Source organism: Streptomyces sp. NPDC054866, assembly GCF_053610745.1.
Genome location: NZ_JBSGZA010000001.1, coordinates 799,027 through 821,459, shown reverse-complemented (window position 1 = coordinate 821,459; position 22,433 = coordinate 799,027). Strand labels below are relative to the sequence as shown.

The window sequence follows — 22,433 nt, the reverse complement described above, 5'->3', positions numbered from 1 at the left end:
CTGCCGGCGGTGCGCGTCGGCAGGACCCGGGACCCGTGCGCACACGAAAGGAATTGGACAGGGGGCGCTGGCCAGGATCTTTTCGACGCAAGGGGTGCTGAACCGACATGACGACAACCGACATATCCACAGCCGTCCCGTACAGGGAGGTGACGGACACCAACGGCCGGATGTACCGAGTCGGCGAGACCGACATCGACATCATGGGCCGCAAGCGCAAATGGATGGTCATCCTGCCGTGGATCGGCATGATGGGCATCAGCTCGGCCGAGTACGCGTTCGCGTCGGCCGAGGACACCCTGCACACCGCGCATTCCTGGGGCGACACCCACATCTTCTGGATGCTGGGCGTGTGGGTCTTCTTCCAGGCCGCGGTGGCCTTCCCGGCGGGCAAGCTGCGCGAGAGCGGCAGGCTTCCGGCACGTTGGGCGATGATGTGCGGCGCTCTCGGCACGCTGCTCGGCTATGTGTCACTGGCGTTCGCGCCCCATGTGATCGTCGCCTATATCGGCTTCGGCATGTTCAGCGGTATGGGCGCCGGCATGGTGTACGCGACCTGCGTGAACATGGTCGGCAAGTGGTATCCCGAACGGAAGGGAGGAAAGACCGGATTCGTCAACGGCGGATTCGCCTACGGCTCGGTGCCGTTCGTGTTCATCTTCACCGGTTATATGGACCTGACGAACTTCCGCTGGGTGCTCGTGAGCGTCGGCCTCTTCCTGGCGGCGATGGTCGCCGTCGCCGGCTACTTCTTCCAGGACCCGCCGAAGAACTGGTGGCCGGCCGACGTGGACCCGCTGCGGCCGCCGGACGACCCACGGGCCAGGCGCGCGATGGCGATGAACCCGCCCGCCGTGCGCCAGTACACACCCAAGGAGGCGTGGCAGACCGGCCGGGTCGCACTGATGTGGTTCTGCCTGCTGTGCACATCCGGCGTGAACATCTTCGGCATCGCGTTCCAGGTGGACATCGGAAAGGAAGCCGGATTCGCCGGCGGAATCGTCGCCACGGCCATGTCCTTGAAGGCCATCGTCAACGGCACGGGCCGAGGGGTCATCGGCTGGCTCTCGGACCTCTACGGACGCAAACGCTGCCTGATATTCGTCTGCATCGTCCTGGGCCTTTCCCAGTACGGCATCCTATGGTCCGCGGACATCAAGAACCTCCCGCTGTTCCTGGTCTTCTCCAGCATCTCCGGATTCGGAGGCGGCGCCATCTTCCCGATGTTCGCGGCGATGACGGCGGACTACTTCGGCGAGAACAACAACGCCTCCAACTACGGCCTGGTCTACAGTTCCAAGCTGGTATCCGGGCTTCTCGGCTCCGGAATGGGCGCCGTCGTGGTGAGCAACTGGGGCCACACCGGGGCCTTCACGCTGGCCGGCTCGATCTCCCTGTTCGCCGGGTTCATCGCGCTCTTCCTCTCCCAACCCGGAAGGCCCAAGGACAAAGGCATCAAACCCAATCCGCAACCCCTCGGTGAGGAGATGGCCTGACTGCCTGCCCCCCGACGTCCATCAGCTCTCGCCGCGCGGTTTCCGCGCGGCGAGAGCTGTGTGTGCGGACGGCTTCAGCGCTTCTTGCGGAGAGCCGCCAGGTTGTCGTAACCGGTCTTCGCGAGCTTCAGTGACTGGCCGGGATCGGTGCCGCTGGGCGCGTTGTCCTGCTCGACCATCGGGTTGTGGTAATTCTTCTCGCCGACCCGGCTGAAGAAGGTGCGGTAGTCGATGACGCCCTCGCCGAAGGCCACCATGTCGTAGCCCTGGCCGCTGGTGTCGTTGCGGGTGCCGTCCTTGGCGTGGAACAGCGGGTAGCGCTTGTTGTTGCGGCTGACGAGCGCGGCGGGGTCGAAGACCTTCTTCCGCTGGGAGCCGTCGTGTGCGGTGTACGTGTGGAACTTGTACTGCGCGACGTGCGCCCAGTAGACGTCCATCTCCAGCCAGACCGCCCGCGGATCAGTGGCCTTGAGGAAGTACTCCAGCTTGCGGATGCCGGAGCTGCGGGTCGGGCGGCCCTGCGCGTCGAGCGGGCCGCCGTCGAGCAGGAAGCCGTACGCCGAGTCGTGGTTGTGGGTGTAGAGCTTGATGCCGGCCTTGCGCGCTATGGCGCCCATGGCATTCCACTTGTCGGCGGCGACGTCCCAATCGGCTTTGTACGAGCTGTTGGTCGGGTCACCGCCGGTGCCCATGTGGTCCATGCCGAGGATGTTGGCGATCTCCAGGTGCTTCTTGAACGTGTCGAGGTCGGGCTGCGTGAGCGGCCAGGAGCCCGGTATGAAGCCGTGGTTGCCCTGGGCGCGCAGGCCGTAGTCGTCGAGCCAGGAGCGCAGCAGCTTGGCACCCTCGACGGACTCGAGACTGGCGCCGCCGGGGGAGTTGGCGTGCTGGCCGTAGCCCGCGAACTCGACCTGCTTGTAGCCGTAGCGGGCCAGCTCCTTGAACACCTCGCGGAAGCCGGAGGGCAGGTTCGAGGCGAGCGGGTCGCGGCCGGTCGCGTCACGCACCGTGTAGAGGATGATGCCGCGCTTCTTCGCGGGCACCAGTTCGCCGCCGTGGCCGTGCCCGCCCTTGGTCTGCGGCTGGGCGAAGGACGGCGCCGCGCCGAACACGGGCGCGGCGATCGCGCCGGCGCCGACGGCGGTGCACGTGCTGAGGAAGCGGCGGCGGTTGATGCCGAGGCGCTGTCTGAGGGCCTCGTCGGCGGGAGTGTCGTGGAAGTCGGTCACGGGTGCCTCTCTCGGGCTCTAGGACTCTCGGGGTTTTCCCGGATCTTTCGACGTGCGGGCGGACGCCACTGGCGCGTTGTCAGTGACGCGTGCTTCACTCTCTGTAACTGCTCCTCAGCCCAGACCGGCCAGGTCGAGGAGCAGGGATTTCACGGCGGTGGCCGCGATCCGGTCGGTAAACGCATGGGGGGTGGAGCTGATGATGAGCGGACCGTCGTCGTCGCTCAGGGGAAGGCGGCCGTGGCTGCCGCGAATAGGTGACGGGTCAAGGGGCACGACCGCCATGCGGTAGCGCATGCCGAGCTTCTTGCGGGCCACCGCCTTGGCCGCCTTGACCTTCACATACGGGTCGAGCGGGTCCATGAACAGCTCGACAGGGTCGTAGCCGGGTTTGCGGTGGATCTCGACGAGCTGCGCGAAGTCGGGCGCGCGGTCGTCGTCGAGCCAGTAGTAGTACGTGAACCAGGCGTCCGGCTCCGCGACGGCGACGAGCTCGCCGGAGCGCGGGTGGTCCAGGTGGTGTGCCTTCTTGCCCTCGTCGTCGAGGAGTTGCTCGATTCCGGGAAGGTCGGCGAGTGCCTGGCGGGTGGCTTCCAGGTCCTCGGGCCTGCGCACGTAGATGTGGGCGATCTGGTGGTCCGCGACGGCGAAGGCACGCGACGCCATCGGGTCGAGGTACTCCATGCCGTCCTGGGTGTGCACTTCGAGCAGGCCGGCGCGGCGCAGGGCGCGGTTGATGTCGACGGGACGGTCCACGCGGGTGATGCCGTACTCGGACAGGGCGACGACGGTGCGGCCTTCCGCCTTCGCCTCGTCGAGGAGGGGGGCGATGGTCGCGTCGAGTTCGGCGGCGGCCTGGTGGGAGCGCGGGTCGTCGGGGCCGAAGCGCTGCAGGTCGTAGTCGAGGTGAGGGAGGTAGCAGAGGGCCAGGTCGGGGTGGCGGGTGGCGAGGATGTGGCGCGTGGCGTTCACGATCCAGCGGCTGGACACGATGTCGGCGCCGGGACCCCAGAAGTGGAAGAGGGGGAACGTACCGAGTTTCTCGGTGAGTTCGTCGTGCAGGGCCGGGGGCCGGGTGTAGCAATCGGGTTCCTTGCGGCCGTCGGCGTAGTAGACGGGACGAGGGGTGATGATGATGTCGGTGTCGGCGCCCATGGCGTACCACCAGCAGATATTGGCGACGGTGTAGCCGGGGTGCGCGCGACGGGCGGCGTCCCACAGCTTGTCGCCGGCGACGAGGCCGTTGTGCTGCCGCCACAGCAGTACGTCGCCGAGCTCGCGGAAGTACCAGCCGTTGCCGACGATGCCGTGCTCGGCGGGCATCGTGCCGGTGAGGAAGGTGGACTGGGCGGCGCAGGTGACGGCGGGCAGGACCGTGCTCAGCGGGGCCTGAGAGCCGGACTGGCCGAGGGATTTGAGGCGCGGCATGTGGTCGAGGAGACGGGGGGTGAGGCCGACGACGTCCAGGACGAGGAGGGGTGTGGGGCTCATGGGAGTTCCTTCAGGCCGAGGTCCGTCAGGAGATCGCGGGCGAGGGTGAGTTCGGCGGCGATGCCGTCGGCGAGCTGGGGGCGGGATCGAGGTCGCAGTTCGGGCGGCAGCGCCTGCCAGGTGTAGGTCTCGACCTCGAGGTGGCGGGTTCGGGGGTCGGGCCCGCCGACCAGGTGGGCGAGGGTGTCCTTGAGTACGGGGAGTGTGGAGGTGAGGGGCGGCGCGGGAGCGGCGTGCAGGGGGACGTGGAAGTGGGCGCGCCAGGGTGCCGTCTCGGGCAGGGCGTCACCGGCGAGGGATTCACCGAGGTCGTCGGTGCCGCGCAGTCCGGTCGCGGTGCGGGTGCGGGTCTGGTGCAGGAAGCGGGGTTCGTCGAAGGCGGCGAGGGCCTCGCGGACTCCGGGGAGATGGGGGTGTTCGGCGTGCAGGGCGGCGGAGAGCTGGGATTTGACGACGGGGATGCCCGCGGCGGCGAGCGCGTCGAGCGCGGTGTGCGGGTCCTCGAAGGAGGTGGCGAGGTGACAGGTGTCGACGCAGACACCGATGCGGTCGTGGCCGATCGCGGTGAGCGGGGCGATCGCGTCGCCCGTGGTCTCCACGGTGCAGCCCGGCTCCGGTTCGAGGCCGACACGGATCGACTTGCCGGTCAACTCAGCGAGTGCGTCGAGGCGTTGGGCGAGCGCGGTGAGGGCGGCGCGGGCGGCCTCGGCGTGCGTGGTGTCGAAGGGAGTGCGCCAGGCGAGAGGAAGGGTGGAGATGGTGCCTTCGGTGACGTCGTCCGGGAGGAGGGCGGCAAGCAGACGGGCCAGGTCGGTCGTGTGGGAGAGACGCTCGGGGTCGGCCCAGTCCGGCTTGTAGACGCGGTACTTGACCTCCTCGGCTCCGAACCCTTCATACGGGAATCCGTTGAGGGTGACGACTTCGAGGCCGCGCCGGTCGAGTTCGGTGCGCAGGCCGCGCAGGGCGGCGGGGTCGGTGACCAGGGCGTGCGCGGCGTCCTTGGCGAGCCACAGGCCGATGCCCAGGCGGTCCCTGCCGAGCCGTTTGCGCACGGGTTCGCAGTGGTCGCGGAGTTGTGCCAGGACGCCGTCGAGGGTCTCTGCGGGGTGGACGTTGGTGCAGTACGCGAGGTGGACGACGCTGCCGTCGGGGTGCCGGAAGCGCATGGCTCACGCCCCGCCGCGGAGGATGGAGTTGCCCTCGTGGGTGGCTTCGGTGTCCGTGACGTCGAGCGCGAGGCGGCCACTGAGTCCGTAGAAGGCGACCGGGTTGCGCCACAGCACCAGGTCGACATCGTCCTCGCTGAACCCGGATTCGAGCATGGCGTCGGCGACCTTGCGGGTCTTGAGCGGGTCGCTCTTGCCCCAGTCGGCGGCCGAGTTGACCAGGACCCGCTCGGGTCCGTGGTCGCGCAGGATGGCCACCATCCGGTCCTCGTCCATCTTGGTGTCGGGATAGACGGAGAAGCCGAGCCAGCAGCCGCTGTCCTTGGCCTCCTTGACCGTGGTCTCGTTGAGATGGTCGATGAGGACCCGGTCCAGGGGCAGCGCGGATTCCCGGATGACATCGATGGTGCGGCGCAGGCCGGCGAGCTTGTCGCGGTGCGGGGTGTGGACGAGCGCGGGCAGCTCATGGTCGGCGGCGAGCTGGAGCTGGGCGGTGAGCGCCGCGTCCTCGGCGGGGGTCATGGAGTCATAGCCGATCTCACCGACGGCCACGACGTTGTCCTTCATGAGATACCGGGGCAGCTCGTCCAGGACCGGGGTGCAGCGGGGGTCGTTCGCCTCTTTGGGGTTGAGGGCGATGGTGCAGTGGTGGGCGATTCCGTACTGGGCCGCGCGGAAGGGTTCCCAGCCGAGGAGGGAGTCGAAGTAGTCGAAGAAGGAGGCGGGTGAGGTGCGGGGCTGACCAAGCCAGAACGCGGGCTCGACGACGGCACGGACGCCTGCGGCGTACATGGCCTGGTAGTCGTCGGTGGTACGGGACGTCATGTGGATGTGGGGGTCGAAGATGCGCATCAGGACTCCTGCTCCTCGCCGGTGGAAGGGGTCTCGGGGGCCGCCGGGGCGGTGGTCAGGGCCAGGACGCGGTGCAGATCGCTGGGGACGGTGCGACCTGCGGCGGTGCGTTCGCCGGCGAAGTCGCCGAGCATCCGGGCGAGCTCGGCGTCGTCGCGGGCGCGCCGGTCCAGATCGGCGACGGCTTCCACGGGGACGCCGGTGAACAGGCACTTGAGCACCGCGTGGCGCCATTCGTGCGGGGCGAGGTGCCGGGCGGCGTACGGGCCGACGGCGGCGGCGACGAGCCGGGTGTCGTTGGTACGCAGGGCGTCCTCGACCAAGGGCAAGGCCTCCGGGCCCTGGATCAGGTGGGGCAGGGCGAGCAGGACGGCGCGGCGCTCGGCCGCGGTGCCTTGTTCGTAGACGCGGGTGAGGGTGGCCGGGTCCGCGGCGGCCGCGTGCAGGAGCAGTACGCGGGCGGCGTCGGCGTTGTCCTGGCCGCAGCGTCGCCCGGCTTCGGCGAAGCGCAACTCCCAGACGGGGGTCTCGTTCTGGGCCGGCCGCCCGCGGTGGGCGGTGGCCTCCGCGGTGGCCTGGTCCAGCCAGGCGCGGGCGGCTCCGCCGAGGGTGGCTTCGAGGCGGGTGCGGAGGTCGTCGATGACGGGGGCTTCGGTCACGGGGTTCCTCCTCTGGCTGAAGCTGAAGTTGTAGGGGCGACTGGGGCTGTGCGGGTCGCTTCGGTTGCCGCCTTGCGCAGGAACTCGATGGAGTGGGAGGCGAGTTGGGGGCTGGCGTGGGAGTGGCGGGGCAGTTCGACGACGGTGAGGCCTTGGTAGCCGGTGGCGGCCAGGGCTTCGAGGACGGGCGGGAAATCGATCTCTCCGTCTCCGAACGGGAGGTGTTCGTGGACGCCGCGGCGCATGTCCTCGATCTGGACGTGCCGTAGCCAGGGGGCGGCGGCGCGTACGCAGTCGGCGGGGGACTGCGGTTCGAGGCACTGGCAGTGGCCGATGTCGAGGGTGAGGCCCAGGAGCTGGGGGTCGCCCAGTTCGTGACGGAGCCGATGGAAGTCGGCGAGTGTGGAGAGGAGGTGGCCGGGTTCGGGTTCGATGGCCAGAGGTACGCCGGTGCCGGACGCGGCGTCCAGTACGGGGCCCAGGGCCTCGGCGAGCCGCTGCCAAGCAGTCTCCTCTGGGGTGCCTTCGGGGGTGACGCCGCTGAAGCAGTGCACGGCATGGGCGCCCAGGTCGGCGGCGACCTGCACGGCACGTATCAGCAGGCGGACCCGGGCGGCGCGCGCGTCCGGGTCGGGGTCCAGGAGCGAGGGCCCGTGCTTGCGGCGCGGGTCGAGCACGTAGCGGGCGCCGGTCTCGATCGTCACCGTCAGACCGAGGCGTTCCAGGCTGCGGGCCACGTGGCGGGTGCGGGCGGCGAGGTCGGGGGCGAGGGGGTCGAGGTGCATGTGGTCGAGGGTGAGTCCGACGCCTGCGTAGCCGAGGTCGGCGAGGAGGCCGAGGGCGTCGTCGAGCCGGAGGTCGGTGAGGCCGTTGGTGCCGTATCCGAAGCGGAAGGGGGAGGAGGGTCCCGCTTCGGCGGGGCTCACACTCCGCGCGGTCGCCTGGGCCTGCGGGGTGCTCGTCCCGGCTGTCGTCTCCGTCATGTGACGCTCACCTTCCGGCCGAACTTGCGGGCCGCCGGGGCCAGAGCGGCGGTCAGGAGGGCGGGGCCCAGGGCTCCCGCACGGGCGGAGAGTGCGGCCTGGAGCGGGATCATGGCTCGGATGCCACCGCCTACGGCCCGCTGGGTGAGCTGGGGCGACGGATTGAGCGAGGCGTGGAAGAGGGGGCGGGCGGCGGTGGCCGCGTAGGTGGCGGCGAGCGCGGCCTGGACAGCACCGCGGGCTCCGGTGCGCCAGGCAGCGCTTTTGGGGCTCCCCGTAGCGGAGCCCAACACGCCGCCGGTACGCCAACCTCGCCCCGCCGCTCGGCCCACCAGGCGGGTCCCGATCAGCTGCCCCGAGGGCGAACCTGGCAGGCCGGGGGTGGCTGCTACCCCGCGACCCACCGGGAGTTGAAGGGTCCCGTTGCCGGTGCCAGTGCCCGTGCCGGGGCTGATTCCAGGCCCAGTGCCCGCGCCGGAACTGGTCCCAGGCTCGATGCCGCTGCTGGCTCCAGTACCGCTGCCGATGCCAGCGCGGGCTCCCGTACCGGCCCCTGTGCCGACGCCAGCGACCGTGCCAACTCCGCCGCCAGCGCCCCCGCTTCGGGCCAGCAGTTGCGTGAGCGCGGCTGTCGCGGCGAGTGCGCAGAGTGGGGCCGCCGTGGAGCCGCCCTGCTCCTCGCGGCGCGAGACCGCGGTCACCGCGAGGGTGTGGGCACCCAGAACCAGGGCGGTGGGCACCGCAGCGCGAGGTCCGGGCCCCGGACCGAGACCGAGACTGAACCCCCTGCCGCGACGAACGGTTGCGAGGTGTCCCAGGAGGTTGGAGCTCCGCTCCCCCACCCTTGCCTGCGTGCCCGCCCCGAGCCGACCCGCCCGGTGCCGTCGCGGCCCAGCGGTCGATGTCCCCGCCGACGTGGCCGCCGCGCCCAGAAGCAAGTCGAGGGCGCGAGCCGTGGCCATGGCGGCCGGGCCCACCGGAGTGTGTTTCAGGCCCAGGTCATACGCCCACACCGTGGCCGCCAGCCCGGTCGCCACCGTCAGCGCGGGGCGTCCCGCGGCCGCGGCCAGAGCCAGGCCCCCTGCCGTCAGGGCCGCCGCAGCGCCCAGTGCGGCCGACGGGGCGATGCGGCCGGACGGCAGTGGGCGGTGAGGGCGTTCGATCGCGTCCTCCGCCCGGTCCGCCCAGTCGTTGAGGGCCATGCCCGCTTCGTAGAGGGAGAGTGAGGCGGCGATGGCGAGGAGGGTGCGGCGGTTGGGCCGAAGCCCTGCCGCCGCCGCGCCCGCGATGGCGTCCCCGGGCACGGTGAACAGGGCGGAGACGCGCAGGAGTTCGGCCCAGTCCTTACCGGCCCCCAGGCCGCCAGGCCCGCACGGCCCCCCACCCACGCCGCCACCACGAACGGCCTCACCCGCACCATCACCACGGTCACCGCGAGCAGCCGCACGCGCGCCGTCACCGCGAGCAGCCACACGCCCACCATCACCGTCACCACGAGCAGCCTCACCCGCGCCGTCACCGTCAGCAGCCACACCCCCACCATCACCATCCGCCCCGCCCCGCTGGTCGTGCAAAGCCTCACCCCCGCCCACAAGGCGCAACCCCGGCGAAGCCTCGCCCTCACCATTCACCAGGCCATCCCCCGCGCCCTCACCCTCCCTGCCGGCCCCAGGCTCAGCCCCCTCCGAAGCCCCCTCCGAAGCCCCCGCCCCCCTCATGCCGAAGCCCCCCCGCAACCGCGCCCCAAACCCCACCAGCGCCTCGTACTGCTCGGCGAGGGCCGAGGACGAGCCGTCGTCCGGGTCCTTGAAGTAGAAGCCCAGTTCCCCTAGCGGCCCCGTCAGGCCCCTCTCGTGGGCGCGGGCCAGCAAGCGGGACAGGTCCAGGATCAGAGGTGCCGCCAGGGCCGAGTCGCAGCCCTGCCAAGTTGTCTGCAGGACCATCCGTGCGCCGAGGAAGCCGTCGAACGCGATGTGGTCCCAGGCGGTCTTCCAGTCGCCGAGCGAGGGGACGTCGTCGATGTGGACCTCGCCCTCCGGGGCGGAGCCCAGCGTGTCGGCGAGCACCCGTTCCTTGCCCGCGTTCTTCGCCGCCGCCGCGGCCGGGTCCGCGAGGGCCGCGCCGTCGCCTCCGCCCAGGAGGTTCGTGCCCGACCAGGCGCGGACCGCCAGCGCACGCTGGGCGAACATCGGGCCGAGGACCGAGCGCAGGAGGGTCTGGCCCGTCTTGCCGTCCCGGCCCGCGTGAGGGAGCCCCGACGAAGCCGCCAGAGAGGCGAGCGCCGGGTGGTGCAGGCCCGCCGACGGGGTGAAGTTCACGTACGGGCAGCCCGCCCGCAGGGCCGCCGCCGCGTAGAGCGAGCTCGCGGGCAGTCTCCCCTCGCCCTCCACCGGCAGCGGTTCCGTCGACGCCACGTTCACCACCACCGCACGGGCGAGCCCCCGGCGGCGTACGAAATCGCGGAGGTCGGCGGCGAAGGAAGCGATCAGTTCCTCGTCCGTCCTGGTGTCGGAGTCCCCGCGGCGCGGTCCGCCCATGCGGATCTCCGCGTCGGCCGCCGCCAGTTCCGCGCGCACGGCCGACGGGACGCCGTGCGGGAGCACGCCCCCGGCGGCCAGCTGCTCCGCCCGCTTGGGCAGCGGGCACTCCATCACGTCGTGGCCGCCGAAGACCAGCGAAGACAACGTTGGCAGACCACTGTCCGCGAACGGCGGGGTCTCCGTCACCATGCCGGTCGGCGCGTGCAGACCGGCCGCCACGGCCGCGCACCCCGCGACAGCCGTGGTGGCGACCGAACCTCGCGCCCCGATCAGCCACACCCCGGTGAGGCCACCAGAGGAGGAGGACGATGGGGAAGAAGAGGGATGGGACACGGCTGCCTCCTGTCGTACACGCGGCGAACGCGCAGGGAAGAAACAGGGAATGAGACGGCGGACGGAGAAGGATGGCGGACGGGGAAAAGACGGCGGGCGGAGGTCCGGCGTCCTCCGCCCGCCGCCGTCTAGCGGCCCGCGCCGGACGCGGTGCGGGCCGGCAGGTCCTTCACCCGGATGTCACGGAAGGAGACCTGGTCATCGGCACCGTGGTTCTGGATGCCGATGTGACCGTCCTTCAGGCTCCTCGCCGCATCCGTGTTGGTGAAGTCGTTGATCTTCACTCCGTTGAGATAGATCCGAAGGCGTTCGCCCTCGACCCGGAGCTCGTACGTGTTCCACTCCCCCACCGGATTCAGCGCCTTGTCGCGCTTCTTCAGGTCGGCGGACTTGAAGCCGTAGACGGAGCCCGTGGTCTTCTCCGGGACGTCGGTGGCGTCGATCTGGATCTCATAGCCGTTGTTCACGGCCGACCAGGGGTCGTCGGAGGCCGGGAAGCCCACGAAGATCCCGGAGTTGTCGTCGCCGTCCATGCGCCAGTCCAGCTTCAGAGAGTAGGAGCCGAGCTCCTTCGCCCCGTCGTACCAGAGCATGCCCATGCCGCCGACGGTCGTCAGGGTCCCGTCGCCCTCGTTCAGCGAGAACGAGCCGGGGCCCGCCTGTTTCCAGGCCTCCAACGACTTCGCCGTACCGTCGAAGATCGGCGTATAGCCCTTCTCCGGACGGCAGTCGGCCTGCGCCGCTCCCGTCGCCCAGCGGATTCCGCCGAGCAGATGGGTGCGGTAGGCGGGATCGGCGAACGACTCCTTGGTGTGGCCGCTGCCCGTGTAGAAGGAGCGGCCCCCCTGGTAGTCCTGGCACCAGGCGATGGGATGGTCGCCCGACATGGAGCCGCCCGAGTAGGACGACTCGTCGAGCGAGGCGAGGACGTGGGCGCGGTCCCGGGGATTGGAGCGGTAGTTGTACCACTCGTCGGTCCGGTCCCAGACCCCCGGCAGATGTGCCGTTGACGGGTGCCCGTGGTCCTCGACCCGCACCTTCGCGGGCTGGATCGCGGGGTGCGACTGGAAGTACGCGCCCGCGAGCCCGCCGTAGAAGGGCCAGTCGTACTCGGTGTCGGCGGCGGCGTGCACGCCCACGTACCCGCCGCCCTTCTTGATGTAGCCCTCGAAGGCGGTCTGCTGGGCGGCGTTGAGGACGTCGCCCGTCGTCGAGAGCCAGGCCACGGCGTCGTACCGCGCGAGGTTCTTGGCCGTGAAGGCTCCGGCGTCCTCGGTGGCGTCGACGGCGAAGCCGCCCGCCGCGCCCAGCTCCTTGATGGCTGCGATGCCGTCGGGGATCGAGTCGTGTCGGAAGCCCGCGGTCTTCGAGAAGACCAGGACCCTCTCACCCTCCTGCTTGCCCTCCGGCTCGGACGCCGCGGGGCCCGACACACAGCCGATGAGCAGTGCGGCCGCGGCGCTCGCGGTGGCGATCCGTGCGGATGCGCGCATGGTGACCCCTTCCTCAGCTCGTGGTGAAGGTGAAGTCGTCGACGTCGTACAGGGCTCCGGTGCCCGTGCCCTTGAAGACCAGGAAGAGCGTCGTCGTCCTCTTGGGTGCCTTGCTGATGGCGGTGCTCACGTCCTTGTACGTCTCCCAGCCGCCGGTCGGTGCGACCTGGGCCTTGCCAAGGAGGTTTCCGGTGGCCGATCCACTGCGGACCTCCAGCGTGCCGCCGGCGCCGCCCGACGCGACGCGCGCGGTCAGCTTGGTGGCGTTGCCGAGGATGTAGGGCTTGAAGGAGATCCAGTCGCCGTTGTTGATGTCGCCGACCGTCTTGCCGCCGTGCGCCGGGGTGTGGTTCACCACGGAGACGCCCTTGGAGTCGTTGTAGTGCTCGCCCTGGCGGTGCTTGGGCTGGACGACGTTCTGGTCGTGGGTGGTCAGCGCGGGCTGGCCGTTCGCGCCCTTGTCGGTGTACTCGGCGTCGAAGACCCCGAAGATGTTCGCGTTCGGGTCGTGCTCGCCGTCCGCGGACGTCTGGAGGGTGCCTTCGCAGCCGTTGGCCGAGGTCACCGGGTGGCCGTGGCTGTCATGGCCGAGGATGTGTGTGACCTTGACCTTCGTGCAGTCGATCGGTCCGTCTTCCCTGTCGGTCACCTTGATCTTGAAGGGGATCTTGTCGCCGAAGGTGAACAGCTGCCCGTCGCCCGGGAGTTCAAGGGTCACCTTGGGTGCGGTGTTGCCGACGGTGACGTGCGCGCTGGCCGAACCGGTGCGCCCTGTGGAGTCCTTGACGGTCACGGTCGCGGTGTAGACGCCGTTCTTCTTGTACGTGTACGTGGGGTTCTGCTGGGTCGACTTGCCGCCGTCACCGAAGTCCCACGCGTAGGTCAGCGTGCCGCCGTCGGCGTCTGTGGCCTTCGCGGTGAACTTGGTCCTGAGCGGGGCCTGGCCGCTGGTCACGGAGGCGCTGGCCTCGACGACCGGTGAGTGGCCGTCTGTGGCGTTCTCGATGCGGAAGAGTCCGGAGTTCTCGTCGCCGCCGAACCAGGCGGTGCCGTAGTCGAGGACATACAGCGCGCCGTCTGGGCCGAACTCCATGTCCATGATCTGCGTGCCCGTCCACGGGAACGGGTTGATCTTCGAGACCGTTCCGTCAGCGCCGTGCTCGATGCGCTTGATCCAGCGCCGTCCGAACTCACCGGCGAAGAAGTCACCGTCGTACGCCTCCGGGAACTTCACCGGGGAGGTGTTCGCCGCGTCGTAGCGGTAGACGGGGCCCGCCATCGGGGACTCGGACCCTGAGCCGAACTCGGGGACGGAGCCGCCGTCGTACGGGATCCAGGCTTCCTGCGAAGCAGGAAGGTCGGTCAGGCCGGTGTTGTGCACGGAAGTGTTCTTGGGCGCGGCGCAGTCGAAGGCGGCGCCTGAGGTCTGCGTCGCGAAGTCGTAGTCGATGTACGCGTCGTTCTTGCCGGTGCAGTACGGCCAGCCGAAGTTGCCCGGCTTGGTCACGCGGGCGAACTCGACCTGGCCGGCGGGGCCGCGCTTGGGGTCGGCCGCTCCCGCGTCGGGGCCGTAGTCACCGACGTACACCGTGCCGGTGGGCTTGTCGACGCTCATGCGGAAGGGGTTGCGGAAGCCCATCGCGTAGATCTCGGGGCGGGTCTTCTCGGTGCCCGGCGCGAAGAGGTTGCCGGCCGGCACGGTGTACGAGCCGTCGTCGGCGACCTTGATGCGCAGGATCTTGCCGCGCAGGTCGTTGCTGTTGCCGGCGCTGCGGCGGGCGTCGAAGGCGGGGTTGCGGTTCGCGCGCTCGTCGATGGGCGTGAAGCCGTCCGAGGCGAAGGGGTTGGAGTCGTCGCCCGTCGAGAGGTAGAGGTTGCCGTCCTTGTCGAAGTCGATGTCGCCGCCGACGTGGCAGCAGATGCCGCGGCTCGCGGGGACGTCGAGGACCTTCTTCTCGCTGGCGTTGTCGAGGGTGCCGTCGGTCTTCAGGACGAAGCGGGAGAGGCGGTTGACGCCGTCGAACTTCTTGAAGTCCTCGGCCGTGCCGGTCTCCGGGGCGTCGCCGGCCGGGGTGTCGAGCGGGGGCGCGTAGTAGAGGTAGATCGCGCGGTTCTCGCTGAACTTCGGGTCGAGACCGATGCCTTGGAGGCCCTCTTCGTCGTGCGTGTAGACCGGTATCTTGCCCGCGATCTTGGTGTTGCCCGCGGCGTCCGTGAGGCGCAGCGTGCCGTCGCGGGAGGTGTGCAGGACCGAGCGGTCGGGCAGGACGGCGAGCGTCATGGGCTCGCCCGTCTCGGGCTCGCCCTTGGCGAGGGTGACTTGCTGGAAGTCTTCGGCCACCGGGGCCGCCGCGGCCTTGGCGGCCTGCTCCTGGGCGGCGCGGACGGCCTCCGGGTCGGCGGCGTTCGCGGTGGGGGCGGTGAGGCTGAGCGTGGCGCCCGCCAGCAGGGTGCCGGTGAAGAGCGCGAGGGTCTTGCGAAGGCTGCGGGTGTTACGGAGTCTGAGGCGTTTCCTGTGCACGGAGTTCCTCCGGAAGGGGGACGGTCGTACGCGGGTGTGGTGCGGGGTGGGCGCTGGGCGCCGGGGTGCGCCGTCACCCCGGAAGGTTCATGTCCTGTACACATCAGGGACGGTAGCCACGTTTGTCCGGGACGGAAAGCCCTTGCACAGCAATGAAGTTCAGCTTTTTCCTTGCCCAGGACAAAGTGGCTCCGCGCGACTGCCGCTCGTGCGGCTCGGTTTCCGCCGAACGGCGGTCAGTTACCGCCGAACGCCGCGTCGAACGACGCCGTGGGCGGCTCGAAGTCGTACGCCTTCAGGCGCTTCAGCGCCTCCGGCGCACCTTGGAGGCGGTCCATTCCGGCGTCCTCCCACTCCACCGAGATCGGGCCTTCGTACGCGATCGAGCCGAGCATCCGGAACACGTCCTCCCAGGGGACGTCCCCGTGGCCCGCCGACACGAAGTCCCAGCCGCGGCGCGGGTCGCCCCACGGGAGGTGCGAGCCCAGGCGGCCGTTGCGGCCGTCCAGGCGGCGCCTCGCCTCCTTGCAGTCGACGTGGTAGATGCGGTCCCGGAAGTCGTAGAGGAAACCGACCGGGTCCAGGTCCTGCCACACGAAGTGCGAGGGGTCGAAGTTCAGGCCGAAGGCCGTGCGGTGGCCAACCGCCTCCAGAGCACGGTGTGTTGTCCAGTAGTCGTAGGCGATCTCCGAGGGATGCACCTCGTGTGCGAAGCGCACGCCCTGTACGTCGAAGACGTCGAGGATCGGGTTCCAGCGCTCGGCGAAGTCGTCGTAGCCGCGCTCGATCATCGACTCCGGGGCGGGCGGGAACATCGCCACCAGATGCCAGATCGCCGAGCCCGTGAAGCCCACGACCGTGTCGACGCCGAACGCCGCCGCCGCGCGTGCCGTGTCCTCCATCTCGCGGGCGGCCCGCTGCCGTACGCCCTCCGCGTCCCCGTCGCCCCAGATGCGGGCGGGCAGGATCGCCTGATGCCGCTCGTCGATGATCGCGTCGCAGACGGCCTGCCCGACCAGGTGGTTGGAGACGGCCCAGCACTTGAGTCCGTACTTGTCGAGGAGCTGACGGCGCGAGTCCAGGTAGGAACGGTCGTTCAGCGCCTTGTCGACCTCGAAGTGGTCGCCCCAGCAGGCGAGTTCGAGACCGTCGTAGCCGAAGTCGCGGGCGAGGCGGCAGACCTCCTCCAGCGGCAGGTCGGCCCACTGGCCGGTGAACAGCGTGAAGTCGCGGGGCATGAACAGGCCTCCTCAGACCGTGACGGGGGTGGAAGCTACCGGGGTGTAGACCGAGTTCTTCGCCGCGCTCTCCTCCACCGCGGCGAGCACCCGCTGCACGGAGAGACCCGCGGCGAAGGACGGTTCGGGCTGCTCGCCCGTGGCGATGGCGTGCAGCAGATCGCGGGCCTGGTGCACGAAGGTGTGCTCGTAACCGAGTCCGTGCCCCGGCGGCCACCAGGCCTCCAGGTACGGGTGGCCGGGCTCGGTCACCAGGATGCGGCGGAAGCCCGATGACGTGGCGGGCTCCGTGTGATCGTGAAAGGAGAGCTCGTTCAGGCGCTCCAGGTCGAAGGCCAATGAGCCGTCGGATCCGTTGAGTTCGAGCTTCAGGGCGTTCTTGCGACCGGCGGCGAAGCGGGTCGCCTCGAAGGAGGCGAGGGCGCCCGACGCGAAGCGGCCGGTGAAGACCGCCGCGTCGTCCACCGTGACCTGGCCGGTCGCGGTGCCGCCTTCCGCCGTGAGCCCGCTGGACGCCCCGTCGAGCAACGGCCGCTCCCGTACGAACGTCTCCGTCAGTGCCGAGACACCAGCCACCGGTTCCCCGACCAGATACTGCGCGAGGTCCACGATGTGCGCGCCCAGGTCGCCGAGCGCGCCCGAGCCCGCGCGGTCCTTGCGCAGCCGCCACGTCAGCGGGAAGCCGGGGTCGACCAGCCAGTCCTGGAGGTACGTGAGCCGGACGTGCCGCAGGCTGCCGATGCGACCTTCGGCGACCATCTGCCGGGCGAGCGCGAGAGCCGGAACACGGCGGTAGTTGAAGCCGACCATCGCCATCTGCCCCCGGGTGCGCGCCCGTTCGGCGGCCTCGGCCATCGCCTCGGCCTCCTCGACGGTGTTGGCGAGGGGCTTCTCGCACAGCACGTGCTTGCCCGCGTCGAGCGCGGCGATCGCGATCTCCGCATGGCTGTCGCCGGGGGTGCAGATGTCGATGAGGTCGACGTCGTCACGGGCCACGAGAGCGCGCCAGTCGGTCTCCGCGGCCGCCCATCCGAGCCGGTCCGCCGCGGCGCGCACGGCGGCGCCGTCGCGTCCGCAGACCGCCGAGAGGACCGGCTGCACCGGCAGGTCGAAGACGCGTCCGACAGTGCGCCAGCCCTGGGAGTGGGCGGCGCCCATGAAGGCGTAGCCGACCATGCCCACCCCCAGCCGCCGCTTCCCTGTCCCGGCCTCGTGTTCCGTCTCACGCATGCGGTACTCCTCCTCGTAAACGCTCGGTGGGGGGTGCGGACGCGCGCATCACTTGAAGCCGGTGGACATGTACGTGCTGATGTTCTCCTTGTCGACCACGGCCGAGTAGAGCGTGATGAAGGCCGGGATCTCGAACTCCGCCATCCCGCTGACACCCTTGCTCTGGCCCAGCGCGCGGGCCAGGTCGATGGCCGATGCGGCCATCGACGGCGGGTAGAGGACGGTGGCCTTGAGCACGCTGTTGTCGGACTCGATGGCCTGGAAGGCGGAGAGCGCGCCCGCGCCGCCGACCATCAGGAAGTCGTCGCGGCCCGCCTGCTTGATGGCGCGCAGGGCACCCACGCCCTGGTCGTCGTCGTGGTTCCACAGGGCGTCGAAGTTCTTCTGGGCCTGGAGGAGTTGGGACATCTTCTGCTGTCCCGACTCGACGGTGAACTCGGCGGCCTGCCGGGCGACCTTCTCGATGTTCGAGTAGTTCTTCAGGGCGTCGTCGAAGCCCTTCGTGCGCTGCTTGGTCAGTTCGAGGTTGTCGAGTCCCGCGAGTTCGACGACCTTGGCGTTCTTCTTGTCCTTGAGCTTCTCGCCGATGTAGTGCCCGGCGCTGAGGCCCATGCCGTAGTTGTCGCCGCCGATCCAGCAGCGGTAGGCCTGCGGCGAGGCGAAGACCCGGTCGAGGTTGACGACGGGTATGCCCGCCCGCATGGCCTTCAGGCCGACCTGGGTGAGGGCCTTGCCGTCGGCCGGCAGGATCACCAGGACGTCGACCTTCTTGTTGATCAGCGTCTCGACCTGGCCGATCTGGGCGGCGGTGTCGTTCGAGCCCTCGGTGGACTCCAGCGTGACGTCCGAGTACTTCTTCGCCCGCTCCTTGGCGTTGTCGTTGATCGCGTTGAGCCAGCCGTGGTCGGCCTGCGGGCCCGCGAAGCCGATCGTGACCTTCTTGCCGGGCTTGTCGTCGGCGACCGGCTGGCTCTTGTCGTCCGAGCCCTCGTCCTTCGGCTCGTTGCTGGTGCACCCCGTGATGAGGGCACCGGTCGACAGGGCGGCGGCTCCGAAGAGCAGCCCTCTGCGGCTCGCGAATGGGGATGTCTCTGGCATGACGGTGAACCCTTCTCCGGGTCTGCGGGTCTGCTGATCTGTGGGTCAGTGAGTGGAGGACGTACGTCGCTGGACGAGCACCGCGGCGACGATGATCGCCCCCTTGGCGATCTGCTGGACGTCGCTCTGGAGGTTGTTCAGCGCGAAGATGTTCTGGATCGTGATGAAGATCAGTACGCCGAGCACGGAGCCCGTGATGGTGCCCCGGCCGCCGCTGAGCAGCGTGCCGCCGATGATCGCCGCGGCGATGGCGTCGAGCTCGTAGAGGTTGCCGTTGGTGTTCTGGCCCGACCCGGAGAGGATGATCAGCAGGAAGGCCGCGATGCCGCAGCAGAGGCCGGAGAGCAGGTAGAGATAAAGGCGTTGCCTGCGTACGTCGATGCCGGCGAGCCGCGCCGCTTCCGCGTTGCCGCCGACCGCCACCGAGCGCCGCCCGAAGGTGGTGCGGTTCAGGAGCAGCCAGCCGACGACGGTGACGGCCGCGAAGACGAGCACCAGCGGCGGGATGCCGAGGATGTAGGAGTCGCGCTCGCCGAGCTTCAGCACCCCGTCCACGGTGACCATCTGCGTCTTGCCGTCGGTGATCTGCAGGGCGAGGCCGCGGCCCGCGGCCAGCATGGCGAGCGTCGCGATGAACGGCACCATCCCGCCGTACGCGATGAGCACTCCGTTGACCAGGCCGCAGGCCATGCCGACGATCACCGCGGTGAACAGGATGCCCGCGAAGCCGTACTCCTGGGTGGCGACCGTCGTCGCCCACACGGAGGCGAGCGCGACGATCGCGCCGACCGACAGGTCGATGCCACCGGAGATGATCACGAACGTCATGCCGACCGTGACGACGCCGATGACGGACGCCTGGGTGAGGATCAGCTGGACGTTGTCGGTGTCCAGGAACGAGTCGGGCTGAGTGATGCCGCCGATCAGGACCAGCGCGGCGAGCACACCGAGCAGGGACAGCGTCCGCACGTCGGCTCGTGCGGTGAGTGTCCGCAACGGGCTTGCGCCGTCCGCCGGTTGACTCTTCGATGCGGCGGGCCGTGGCGGCGATGCGGGCTGCGTCATGACGCCGGGCTCCCTTCGAGAACGAGGTCGAGTACGCGGTGTTCGTCGAGGTCACGGGCGGGCGCCGTATGGACGACGCGGCCCTCGCGGAGGACCAGGACACGGTCGGCGAGGCCGAGGACTTCGGGCACTTCGCTGGAGACGAGCAGGACGGCGAGGCCGTCGTCGGCGAGCCTGCGGATCACGGCGTACAGCTCGGCGCGGGCGCCGACGTCCACGCCGCGGGTCGGCTCGTCGAGCAGCAGGACGCGGCAGCCGCGGAGCAGCCAGCGGGCCAGGACGGCCTTCTGCTGGTTGCCGCCGGAGAGCGTGCGCACGGGGGCGCCGGGATTGTCGGGGCGCAGGGACAGCTCGCGGGTCGCGGTCTGCGCGGCCTTCTTCTCGCCACCCCGGTCGATCCAACCGCCGCGTGAGAAACGGGACATGGAGGAGACCGACACGTTGTTGGTGACGGACTCCAGCATCAGCAGGGCCTGCGCCTTGCGCTCCTCGGGGGCGAGCCCGAGGCCCGCGCGGACGGCGGCGCGGACACTTCCGGGCTTCAACAGCTTCCCGTCCACGGTGACTTGACCTGCGGACGGCTTGCGTGCGCCGTAGATGGTCTCCAGGATCTCGGAGCGCCCGGAGCCGACGAGTCCGGCGAGGCCGACGATCTCGCCGGGGCGCAGTTCGAGGTCGAGGGGTTCGAACTCGCCCTCGCGGGCGAGGCCCGTCACCTTCAACACCGGTTCGGTGAGGGGCGGTTCGACGGGTCGGTCGGGGAAGACGTACTCGACGTTGCGGCCCGTCATCAGCGCGACGACCTCGCGGGTCGGGGTCTCCTTCGCGGGGAGTCCGTTCGCCACCGCACGGCCGTCCTTGAGGACGGTGACGCGGTCGCCGATGCGGCGGATCTCTTCGAGACGGTGGGAGATGTAGACGACGGCGACGCCGTCCGCCGTGAGGTCGCCGACGATGCGGAAGAGGTTGTCGACCTCGTCCGGGTCGAGGGCGGCCGACGGCTCGTCCATGACGATGAGGCGCACTTCGTGGGAGAGCGCGCGGGCCATCGAAACGATCTGCTGTTGGGCGGCGGAGAGATCACCGACGAGCGTGCCCGGATCGATCTCACCATGCCCAAGTCGCGTGAGCAGGGCGGCAGTTGACGCCTTGGCCTCGCGCCCCTTCACGACGAAACCGGCCGCCGTCGGTTCATGCCCGAGGTGGACGTTCTCGGCGACGGACAGTCCCTCCACCAGGTCGAGCTCCTGGTAGATGGTGGCGATGCCGAGGCGCATGGCGGCGATGGGCGACTTGAGCGTGGTGCGCTCGCCGCGCCAGGTGATCTCGCCGTCGTCGGGCTGGTGGGCCCCGGCGAGGACCTTGATGAGCGTGGACTTCCCGGCGCCGTTCTGGCCGAGGAGGCAGTGCACTTCGCCGGCCTGGACCTGGAGGTCGACGCCGTCGAGGGCGCGGACGCCGGGGAACGACTTGGTGATGCCGGACATGGTGAGCAGCGGTGGTTCTGGTGCCATGACGGTTCCCTTGGGCGAATGGGGTATCCCCTGCTCGAGCGCAGCCGAGAGCTTGGGGAAGGCCGACGATTTCGGGCAGGGCAGAGCAAGGCGCTGTACTGGGTGAGGCGTACTCAAGAGGTCGTACGGAGGTGGTGCGAGGGTCGGACGGACCGGCCCGTCAGGCCGGTGAGAACAGATGGTCGCTGATGAGTCGGGCGCCGCCGATGACTCCGGCGGTGGGCCCCAACTCGCCCAGAACGATGGGGAGGTTGCCGGTCGCCAGGGGCAGCGACTGGCGGTAGACCTGGGTGCGGATGGCGGCGAGCAGCGTGTGGCCGAGGCCGGTCACCCCGCCGCCGATCACCACGAGGCCCGGGTTGAAGAAGCTGACGAGGCCCGCGATGACCTGGCCGGTGCGGTTGCCGCCCGCGCGGATGAGGTCGAGCGCGGTGGAATCCCCCGCGGCGGCCGCCGCGGAGACGTCGACCGCACTGAGTTTCCCGGCGGCTTCCAGGCGGGCCGCGAGCTCCTGGGAGAGCCCTTGCCCGGCGGCGTCCTCCGCGTCGCGGGCGAGCGCCGCGCCGCTGAAGTACGCCTCCAGGCAGCCTTTGTTGCCGCAGGCGCAGGGCCGCCCGTCCGGTTCGACCTGGATGTGGCCGATGTCGCCCGCGCTGCCGGTCACCCCTCGGTAGACCTCACCGCCGACGACGATCCCGCAGCCGATGCCCGTGCCGATCTTGACGCAGAGGAAGTCGCCCACGGAGCGCGCGACGCCCGCGTGCTGTTCCCCCATCGCCATCAGGTTCACGTCGTTGTCGACCATGACGGGGCAGCCGAGGTCCTGGCTGATGGCCTCCCGTACGGGGAAGCCGTCCCATCCCGGCATGATCGGCGGGGCGACCGGGACGCCTTCGGGGAAGCGGACGGGACCCGGGACGCCGATACCGGCGCCGTCGAACCCTTCCGCGAGCCCGGAGGCCTTCAACTTGGCTGCCATGGCGAGGACTTGCTCGAAGACGGCGACGGGGCCTTCGCGCACGTCCATGGGCTGGTTGATGTGGCCGAGGACCTCCAGCTCGGCATTGGTCACCGCTACGTCGACCGAGGTCGCGCCGATGTCCACGCCGAGGAAGCGGAGGGCGGGGGCCAGGCGGATGTTGTGGGAGCGGCGGCCGCCGCGCGAGGCGGCGAGTCCGTCGGCGACCACGAGTCCGGTCTCCAGGAGCCGGTCCACCTCGACGGCCAGCTTCGACCGCGAGAGGTCGACCTGATCGCCCAGCTGGGCACGGGAGTTGGGCCCTCCGTCACGCAGCAGCCGCAGCAGTCGCGCCTGGTGCGCATTGGCGGGTCGAGCCGTCATACGTCTCACGCGCCCCTCCCCGCCTCATCGGGCAACTCACGTCATCACGCCCGGCTTTCGTTCAGCTCGCCGGGCTTTCGAGGGGAACGTAGCAGCGCCTGCCGGGAGTGGGAAGAAGTTGCGCACGAATTACCCATGACTTTCTCCAGTCACAGGACAAAGGGAGGGGCAGGTGTGTCCCAC

Annotated in this window: 16 protein-coding genes and 1 pseudogene; 1 reads left to right on the top strand and 16 read right to left on the bottom strand. The window is 70.0% G+C overall.

Features of this window, described 5'->3' with window-relative positions; all coding sequences use genetic code 11:
* Positions 1-107 precede the first annotated feature (107 nt).
* A complete protein-coding gene (locus ACWGI2_RS03480) occupies positions 108-1,496 on the top strand; it encodes an OFA family MFS transporter (protein ID WP_453394457.1) in 1,389 nt (462 codons plus the stop codon).
* A gap of 74 nt (positions 1,497-1,570) precedes the next feature.
* Here ACWGI2_RS03480 and ACWGI2_RS03475 read toward each other — a convergent pair whose 3' ends face one another.
* From ACWGI2_RS03475 to ACWGI2_RS03400, 16 genes and pseudogenes are all read right to left on the bottom strand, one after another.
* Positions 1,571-2,725, bottom strand: coding sequence for a sugar phosphate isomerase/epimerase family protein (locus tag ACWGI2_RS03475; RefSeq protein ID WP_453394456.1), 1,155 nt, complete (start codon positions 2,723-2,725; stop codon positions 1,571-1,573).
* Between the two features lie 114 nt (positions 2,726-2,839).
* Positions 2,840-4,216: an alkaline phosphatase family protein gene (locus tag ACWGI2_RS03470; RefSeq protein WP_453394455.1), complete on the bottom strand. Its 1,377-nt coding sequence runs from the start codon at positions 4,214-4,216 to the stop codon at positions 2,840-2,842.
* Positions 4,213-5,382, bottom strand: coding sequence for a metabolite traffic protein EboE (eboE, locus tag ACWGI2_RS03465; protein WP_453394454.1), 1,170 nt, complete (start codon positions 5,380-5,382; stop codon positions 4,213-4,215). Before eboE ends, ACWGI2_RS03470 begins: the two co-directional genes overlap by 4 nt.
* A 3-nt stretch (positions 5,383-5,385) precedes the next feature.
* The gene (locus tag ACWGI2_RS03460; RefSeq protein ID WP_453394453.1) at positions 5,386-6,234 is read right to left on the bottom strand and encodes a TatD family hydrolase; all 849 of its coding nucleotides are present in this window, start codon (positions 6,232-6,234) and stop codon (positions 5,386-5,388) included.
* The gene (locus tag ACWGI2_RS03455) at positions 6,234-6,893 is read right to left on the bottom strand and encodes an EboA domain-containing protein (protein WP_453693528.1); all 660 of its coding nucleotides are present in this window, start codon (positions 6,891-6,893) and stop codon (positions 6,234-6,236) included. The genes ACWGI2_RS03460 and ACWGI2_RS03455 overlap by 1 nt, the downstream gene beginning before the upstream one ends.
* A complete protein-coding gene (locus ACWGI2_RS03450; protein ID WP_453693526.1) occupies positions 6,890-7,876 on the bottom strand; it encodes a sugar phosphate isomerase/epimerase family protein in 987 nt (328 codons plus the stop codon). The genes ACWGI2_RS03455 and ACWGI2_RS03450 overlap by 4 nt, the downstream gene beginning before the upstream one ends.
* Positions 7,873-9,594: an SCO3242 family prenyltransferase gene (locus ACWGI2_RS03445; RefSeq protein ID WP_453694643.1), complete on the bottom strand. Its 1,722-nt coding sequence runs from the start codon at positions 9,592-9,594 to the stop codon at positions 7,873-7,875. The genes ACWGI2_RS03450 and ACWGI2_RS03445 overlap by 4 nt, the downstream gene beginning before the upstream one ends.
* Before the next feature lie 12 nt (positions 9,595-9,606).
* Positions 9,607-10,749 (bottom strand): annotated as a pseudogene (locus ACWGI2_RS03440) (inositol-3-phosphate synthase); the annotation flags it as partial.
* Between the two features lie 128 nt (positions 10,750-10,877).
* Entirely contained in the window at positions 10,878-12,242 is a 1,365-nt protein-coding gene (locus tag ACWGI2_RS03435) for a ThuA domain-containing protein (protein WP_453693524.1), read from the bottom strand.
* Positions 12,243-12,255: 13 nt separating this feature from the next.
* Positions 12,256-14,763: a PQQ-dependent sugar dehydrogenase gene (locus tag ACWGI2_RS03430; RefSeq protein WP_453693522.1), complete on the bottom strand. Its 2,508-nt coding sequence runs from the start codon at positions 14,761-14,763 to the stop codon at positions 12,256-12,258.
* 236 nt (positions 14,764-14,999) lie between these two features.
* Positions 15,000-16,001, bottom strand: a complete 1,002-nt coding sequence (locus tag ACWGI2_RS03425) for a sugar phosphate isomerase/epimerase family protein (protein WP_453693520.1) — start codon at positions 15,999-16,001, stop codon at positions 15,000-15,002.
* A gap of 12 nt (positions 16,002-16,013) precedes the next feature.
* Positions 16,014-17,231 carry a Gfo/Idh/MocA family protein gene (locus tag ACWGI2_RS03420; protein ID WP_453693518.1) on the bottom strand — a complete coding sequence of 406 codons (1,218 nt, stop codon included), beginning with the start codon at positions 17,229-17,231 and terminating at the stop codon, positions 16,014-16,016.
* A 48-nt stretch (positions 17,232-17,279) separates the two neighbouring features.
* Positions 17,280-18,329 (bottom strand): substrate-binding domain-containing protein, encoded by a 1,050-nt coding sequence (locus tag ACWGI2_RS03415; protein WP_453394444.1) that lies wholly within the window; start codon positions 18,327-18,329, stop codon positions 17,280-17,282.
* Between the two features lie 45 nt (positions 18,330-18,374).
* On the bottom strand, positions 18,375-19,394 hold the full coding sequence (locus tag ACWGI2_RS03410; RefSeq protein ID WP_453394443.1) for an ABC transporter permease: 1,020 nt from the start codon (positions 19,392-19,394) through the stop codon (positions 18,375-18,377).
* Entirely contained in the window at positions 19,391-20,908 is a 1,518-nt protein-coding gene (locus ACWGI2_RS03405; protein WP_453394442.1) for a sugar ABC transporter ATP-binding protein, read from the bottom strand. Before ACWGI2_RS03405 ends, ACWGI2_RS03410 begins: the two co-directional genes overlap by 4 nt.
* 160 nt (positions 20,909-21,068) lie before the next feature.
* Positions 21,069-22,250: an ROK family transcriptional regulator gene (locus ACWGI2_RS03400; RefSeq protein WP_160508408.1), complete on the bottom strand. Its 1,182-nt coding sequence runs from the start codon at positions 22,248-22,250 to the stop codon at positions 21,069-21,071.
* Between the last annotated feature and the right edge of the window lie 183 nt (positions 22,251-22,433).